Genomic DNA, 6,287 nt, shown 5'->3' with positions numbered 1-6,287 from the left:
TTGATCGCTGGTATTTATAATTATGAACTTTTTTTGAAGACAAACTAGCGCTCGTCTGAGACTTTCGCAAGAGGTCTAATGCTTTACTGTTGTGTGTCGAAGATGGGGATAACTCGGTGCGTCGTGAGGCGGCAAAAGCTCTCGGCAACTTGAAAAATGCTTCAGAAATCGTGATTAATGCTCTACTGCTACGTCTTGAAGATGGGGATAACTCGGTGCGTCGTGAGGCGGCAAGAGCTCTCGGCAACTTGAAAAATGCTTCAGAAATCGTGATTAATGCTCTACTGCTACGCCTCAAAGATGGGAATTACTCGGTGCGTGCCGGGGCAGCATACGACTTGGGTGAGTTAGGAAATGCTTCAGAAACCGTCATTAATGCCATGCTGTTATGTCTCGAAGATGCAAATGAGAATGTACGTTTATTCACAGCACAATCCTTGGGCTTCTTGGGAAATGCTTCAGAAGCCGTGATCAGTGCCCTGCTGCTACGTCTCGAAGATGGGGATAAGGATGTGCGTGCCTGCACAGCACAAGCGTTGGGCAAGTTGGGAAATGCTTCAGAATCGGTGATTAGAGCCCTGCTGCTACGTCTGGAAGATGGGGATGAGGGTGTACGTCGCTCAGCACCACAAGCCTTGGGTAAGTTGGGAAATGCTTCAGAAGCCGTCATCACTTCGCTGCTTTTACGTCTCGAAGATGGGAATGAGTGGGTGCGTCGTGATGCAGTAGAAGCCTTGGGCAAGTTGGGGCTGAAATCTGGTGAGGTTTTGCCTGCTGTCGTGCAATGGATCGATCGCCATCAGGATACAGAATATGTCGGCTCAGGTATTGATGCGTTGTGGGATTTGGTGGCGGGTGAGGGAAATCGATCGCCGCTGGATTTTTAGAAGTATGTAGCTTTTGCGCCAGTAAAACCCGATCGCACTTCCGGAAATTTCACCAAAAATGCGGTCAGTCTGATGTTTGACGATTAGGGCCCTCCATCCCCTTAATAACCCGGAACAGAGGTCAACTATTCAATCGAAAATCCAAAATCCAAAATCCAAAATCGAGCGATTATTCAATCTAAAATCTAAAATCTAAAATCCAAAATCGAGCGATCGCCCGCAGCGACGGCCCAGGAGAGCCAATGGTTGCTACAATCGGGGAGGGTATATGTTGTGGCTAACACTACAGCCCGTAACCCTGAAAGCTAATAGCTAAATTATTAAAAATCTGCCTCTCCTGCCATGTTTAAAAATCTGCTAGGCGATCCCAACGCGCGCAAACTGAGAAAATTTCAGCCTTGGGTAGCTGATATCAATATTTTGGAAGAAGACTTCCGCGCACTCTCAGACGACGGCCTCAGAGGCAAAACGGCGGAGTTTCAAGAACGTTTGGCAAAAGCTAAATCTCTCAACGAGGAGAAAGAGATCCTAGACGAAATCTTGCCGGAAGCTTTTGCAGTGGTGCGGGAAGCGGGACAGCGGGTTTTGGGACTGCGCCACTTTGATGTCCAACTCCTCGGCGGCATTATTCTGCACAAAGGCCAAATTGCCGAAATGAAAACCGGTGAAGGCAAAACTCTCGTGGCGACGCTGCCGGCTTACCTCAACGCCCTCAACGGTAAAGGCGTACACATCATCACCGTCAACGATTATCTCGCAAGACGGGACGCGGAATGGATGGGACAGGTGCACCGCTTCCTGGGATTGACTGTCGGACTGATTCAGCAGGGCATGGATCAGGTGGAACGAAAGAAAAATTATAACTGCGATATTACCTACGCGACTAACAGCGAAGTCGGCTTTGATTATTTGCGCGACAACATGGCTACTGTCATGGAAGACGTTGTGCAGCGTCCTTTTAATTTCTGCGTGATTGACGAGGTTGACTCGGTGCTGATTGATGAAGCACGGACGCCTTTAATTATTTCCGGCCAGGTGGAACGCCCCAGTGAGAAGTATATGCGGGCGGCTGAGGTAGCTGCTGCTTTGAGAAAGGAAAATGAAGAACATTACGAGGTTGACGAAAAGGCTCGAAATGTGCTATTGACCGATGAAGGCTTTGGTGAAGCTGAGCGGTTGTTGGGTGTTACGGATTTGTACGACCCGGCTGACCCTTGGGCGCATTACATTTTTAATGCGATTAAGGCCAAGGAATTGTTTATTAAGGATATTAACTACATCGTCACTCCCGATCGCGAAGTGGTGATTGTGGATGAGTTTACCGGCCGGGTGATGCCGGGACGGCGCTGGAGTGACGGTTTGCACCAGGCGATCGAAGCGAAGGAACGGGCGGAAATTCAGCCGGAAACTCAGACGCTGGCGACGATTACTTATCAGAATTTCTTTTTGCTTTATCCGAAGCTGTCGGGGATGACAGGGACGGCGAAAACTGAGGAGACGGAGTTTGAGAAGATTTACAATCTGGAAGTGACGCTGATTCCCACTAACCGGATTACCAGCCGCACAGACCTTTCGGATATGGTTTACAAGGCCGAGGCCGGCAAGTGGAATGCGATCGCCCAGGACTGTGCAGAAATGCACGATATCGGTCGGCCGGTGCTGGTGGGTACTACTAGCGTGGAAAAGTCGGAGTTGCTGTCGCGGCTGCTGCAGGAACGGAAAATTCCTCACAATTTGCTTAATGCTAAACCGGAAAATGTGGAGCGGGAATCGGAAATTATTGCTCAAGCCGGACGCAAGGGTGCTGTGACGATCGCCACGAACATGGCCGGGCGCGGTACAGACATCATTTTGGGCGGTAATTCTGAGTACATGGGCCGCCTGAAGTTGCGCGAGTATCTGATGCCCCGGATCGTGCGGCCCGATGATGAGGACGGGTTTTCGCTGGTGCAAGCGCCCGGTATTGGCGGCCGCCCCGCACCTCAAGGTTTTGGTCAAACTGCCAAAAAGGTAAAGTCTTGGAAAGCTTCGGCGCAGATTTTCCCGACGCAGCTATCGAAAGATGCCGAGCAACTGCTTAAGGCGGCGGTGGAATTGGCGGTGAAAGAGTACGGCGAGCGATCGCTCTCGGAATTGCAAGCCGATGATATCGTGGCTATAGCTTCGGAAAAAGCGCCGACAAAAGACCCCGTAATTCAAAAGTTGCGGGAAGCTTACAATTTGACTCGCCGCGAATACGATGCTTTTACCAGCACCGAACACGATGAAGTCGTGCAGTTGGGAGGCTTGCACGTCATCGGTACCGAACGCCACGAATCGCGCCGGATCGACAATCAGTTGCGCGGCCGGGCGGGACGCCAAGGAGACCCTGGTTCAACGCGGTTTTTCTTGAGTTTGGAAGACAATTTGCTCAGGATTTTCGGCGGGGAACGGGTGGCCGGTTTGATGAAGGCTTTCGGTGTTGAGGAAGATATGCCGATCGAATCTGGAATGCTGACTCGTTCCCTCGAAGGCGCTCAGAAAAAAGTCGAAACCTACTATTACGATATCCGCAAACAGGTATTTGAATACGACGAAGTGATGAACAATCAGCGTCGAGCAATCTATGCGGAACGTCGCCGAGTATTGGAAGGTTTGGACTCCAAAGAACAGGTAATTAGGTATGCCGAACAGACGATGGATGACATCGTGGGAGCATACATCAATCCCGATTTACCGTCGGAAGAATGGGAACTCGACAAACTTGTGAGCAAGGTTAAGGAATTTGTTTATCTGCTCGCCGACATGACACCGGATCAGCTAGAAGATTTGTCCGTTGAGGAAATTAAAACATTCCTGCACGAACAAGTCCGCAATGCTTACGACATTAAAGAAGCGGAAGTTAATGCAATCCGAGCTGAATTAATGCGAGATGCGGAAAGGTTCTTTATTTTGCAGCAAATTGATACTTTGTGGCGGGAACACTTGCAGCAAATGGATGCTTTGCGCGAGTCTGTAGGGCTGCGCGGTTACGGTCAGAAAGACCCGTTAATTGAGTACAAAACTGAAGGTTACGAGCTGTTCTTGGACATGATGACGGATATCCGTCGCAATGTGGTTTATTCGCTGTTCCAGTTCCAGCCGCAGCCGGCAATGCAAGTTTCGCCAGAGATGGTTTGAAGATAGTTAACTGTTGACTGTTGACTGTTGACTGCAACTTCCAGGCTCTTCCTGGAAGTTGCATATTTGAGATTAAACCCAATCTTCTTGATCGCTTTTTTGCTTTCTATAAACCTCACCTGTAGCGTGAATTTTGCGGGTTTGTTCATAAAGAGTTTCTTCGGTATGATTCCATTTTTGCAGGACTTTTTTTAAGTCTGATTGGATATCTCTAGCGCCGGGAAAGCCTCGGTAGCGAATTATTAATCTTGCTAATTCCGATAAATTGTAGTCGGTTGCTTCTCCTGCTAATAAAGTATTGACACTGGCTCGATCGCGCTTGTATTGCGGATGCTGCTGATCTTGAGTTTTTGCTACTGAATCCATACTATTTTATGTTTCCCAATCATTTGAAAATGTTGCTACAAGCAACCGCCACCCAAAAGCGCGGACATAAATAACTATCATGAATAAAGTCTTAAATCCGCGCTTCATAAACGGTTTGATTCGGGTATCATAACAGTCAACAGTCAACTGTCAACTGTCAACTGTTCAGTCATTCCCAGAAATTTTTGTGTTTGTTCAGTAATACCAAATAGTCGATCGCCGTGACAAAAGATTTCCCAGGCGCGAATTCCCATAACACCAATACCTGCAACCGCCAAGGGCATCGCTGCGGCACCTAAAAGCGCGGCAATGGGGGGAAATATCATGCACAGCGTTAACAGAATGCCAGTAACAACACCCCCAGCAATGCCAGCTTTGGCGGTGGCAGTGGCGACTTGTTCGACTAACTCTGACTGCGTAATTTTGCCTTCCACGCACAGTAGCGAGTTTTCTAATATCGAAAATACTAACTCAATTACTGCGGCGGCGATCGCCCCTTTCATTGCAGCCCCAACGATTTCGGCAACTGCTGCTTTAAACGCTGCATCCGCTAAAACTTGCTTAGCGACTGCTAATTCTGCAGCAGTCATATCTACACCACCGCGAGCACGATTCACCCAAAAATGTTCAAAAATCCCGTTAGCAGCTTCGCTTCCGCCTCCATTGACGTGCGCTTGGATGTGACTCCAATCTTTATCTTGACAGAAGTTGCGAATTGCTTCTGGGCCTTGGGCACGAATTTGGGCGGGTATGGATTCAAATACTTTTGCTGCTTCTTGAACATCTCGGATGCCGTCACGTACCCCAGCCCTAGCAAATTTGGATTGCAGATTTCTGGGCAGGTTCTCAAAACGGATGTTGTGTGCTATTTTAAAAGCTTCTTGAGTGGCGATCGCCCCGGCACTAACCATTGAACTTGGCGCTGATTGTACCCACGCCGTTAATACAGTTGCATTTTCCTCAACTTTAGCAGCGATTTCGTTGGCTAAGTTTTGGGTATCGGCAACAGTTTTTTGTACTTTAGCCGTTAGGAATTCGAGCGGATTCTGGCTAATTTCCATGTTGATCCAGCTTGCATTGTTAATGATTGAATTATTCTGACTATAACATTCCTCTTCAGTAAGTGTTACTTTTTACTAAATTGCTTCTCGCTTCTAACTCCGGCTGTAAATTTAGAGCTTTTTTTTGATAAAATAAACCTTCATTGATTCGACCTTGCTCTTCCAAACTTTTGCCTAAATTCCAATAAGCGACTGCTAAATCTGGTTGAAGAACGATAGATTTTTGGTAGTAACTTATGGCCTCATCTAGCTGGCCTTGTTTGTAAAACATACTGCCCAAATTAACATAGGCTTCGACAAAATTAGGATCAAATTCGGTCGCCTTCGAGTAGGCGCGAATCGCCGCGTCTATTTTGCCTTGGGCTTGCAAGATATTGCCTAGAGTTTTGTAGGCGGCGGCGAAATTAGGTTGCTGGCGAAGTGCTTGGTAACAGGAGGCGATCGCCTCTACATATTTCTGTTGCGTATAATAAATTTCTGCTATCTTGTTGAGTGCGATCGGACTATCCGGTTGAATGGCTAGTGATTTTTGATATTGAGCGATCGCATCCTCAAGTTTTCCTGATTTCTGAAGGCTATCGCCCGCTGACAAATGCTGTGAGGCTAACTCGGAATTTGCGGTCATATATTTTAGTTTAACAGCCGAAACTACTTTACCACATGTGTTAGTTAGCAACCGGGATTTCTAGGGATATAGTGACTATTTGATATTTTAAATTTGTTTGTGTAGCAACATAGGACTTACGCAATCATTCCAGGTATGGGGGCAACCACGGGGGGTTTGCCCCTACAAAACACTATAGATTGAGGCTGT

At 47.7% G+C, this 6,287-nt stretch carries 5 protein-coding genes; 2 read left to right on the top strand and 3 right to left on the bottom strand.

Going from position 1 to position 6,287, the window contains the following annotated elements; translation table 11 throughout:
* Positions 1–89: 89 nt before the first annotated feature.
* Together QUA03_RS01720 and secA are read left to right on the top strand one after the other, a co-directional pair.
* On the top strand, positions 90–887 hold the full coding sequence (locus tag QUA03_RS01720) for a HEAT repeat domain-containing protein (RefSeq protein ID WP_333209149.1): 798 nt from the start codon (positions 90–92) through the stop codon (positions 885–887).
* A gap of 342 nt (positions 888–1,229) precedes the next feature.
* On the top strand, positions 1,230–4,046 hold the full coding sequence (gene secA / locus QUA03_RS01715) for a preprotein translocase subunit SecA (RefSeq protein ID WP_333209147.1): 2,817 nt from the start codon (positions 1,230–1,232) through the stop codon (positions 4,044–4,046).
* Positions 4,047–4,118: 72 nt separating this feature from the next.
* On the opposite strand, the gene QUA03_RS01710 is transcribed toward secA, so the two are convergent.
* The 3 genes from QUA03_RS01710 to QUA03_RS01700 form a co-directional block, all read right to left on the bottom strand.
* Complete coding sequence (locus tag QUA03_RS01710) at positions 4,119–4,412, bottom strand: DUF3288 family protein (protein ID WP_333209145.1); 294 nt, start codon at positions 4,410–4,412, stop codon at positions 4,119–4,121.
* Between the two features lie 143 nt (positions 4,413–4,555).
* Positions 4,556–5,473, bottom strand: coding sequence for a hypothetical protein (locus QUA03_RS01705; protein ID WP_333209143.1), 918 nt, complete (start codon positions 5,471–5,473; stop codon positions 4,556–4,558).
* Between the two features lie 55 nt (positions 5,474–5,528).
* Entirely contained in the window at positions 5,529–6,098 is a 570-nt protein-coding gene (locus QUA03_RS01700) for a tetratricopeptide repeat protein (RefSeq protein ID WP_333209141.1), read from the bottom strand.
* Positions 6,099–6,287 lie beyond the last annotated feature (189 nt).

This window comes from Microcoleus sp. S36b_A4, assembly GCF_036700645.1.
Classification (GTDB): domain Bacteria; phylum Cyanobacteriota; class Cyanobacteriia; order Cyanobacteriales; family Microcoleaceae; genus Microcoleus.
Note: the sequence above shows the minus strand (reverse complement) of the source record. Positions and strands in the feature narration are given on the sequence as shown.

What these genes read in the sequence shown, in the direction of transcription:
- QUA03_RS01705 (WP_333209143.1), bottom strand. Translation starts at nt 5,473, where the DNA reads ATGGAAATTAGCCAGAATCCGCTCGAATTCCTAACGGCTAAAGTACAA.
- QUA03_RS01710 (WP_333209145.1), bottom strand. Translation starts at nt 4,412, where the DNA reads ATGGATTCAGTAGCAAAAACTCAAGATCAGCAGCATCCGCAATACAAG.
- secA (WP_333209147.1), top strand. Translation starts at nt 1,230, where the DNA reads ATGTTTAAAAATCTGCTAGGCGATCCCAACGCGCGCAAACTGAGAAAA.
- QUA03_RS01700 (WP_333209141.1), bottom strand. Translation starts at nt 6,098, where the DNA reads ATGACCGCAAATTCCGAGTTAGCCTCACAGCATTTGTCAGCGGGCGAT.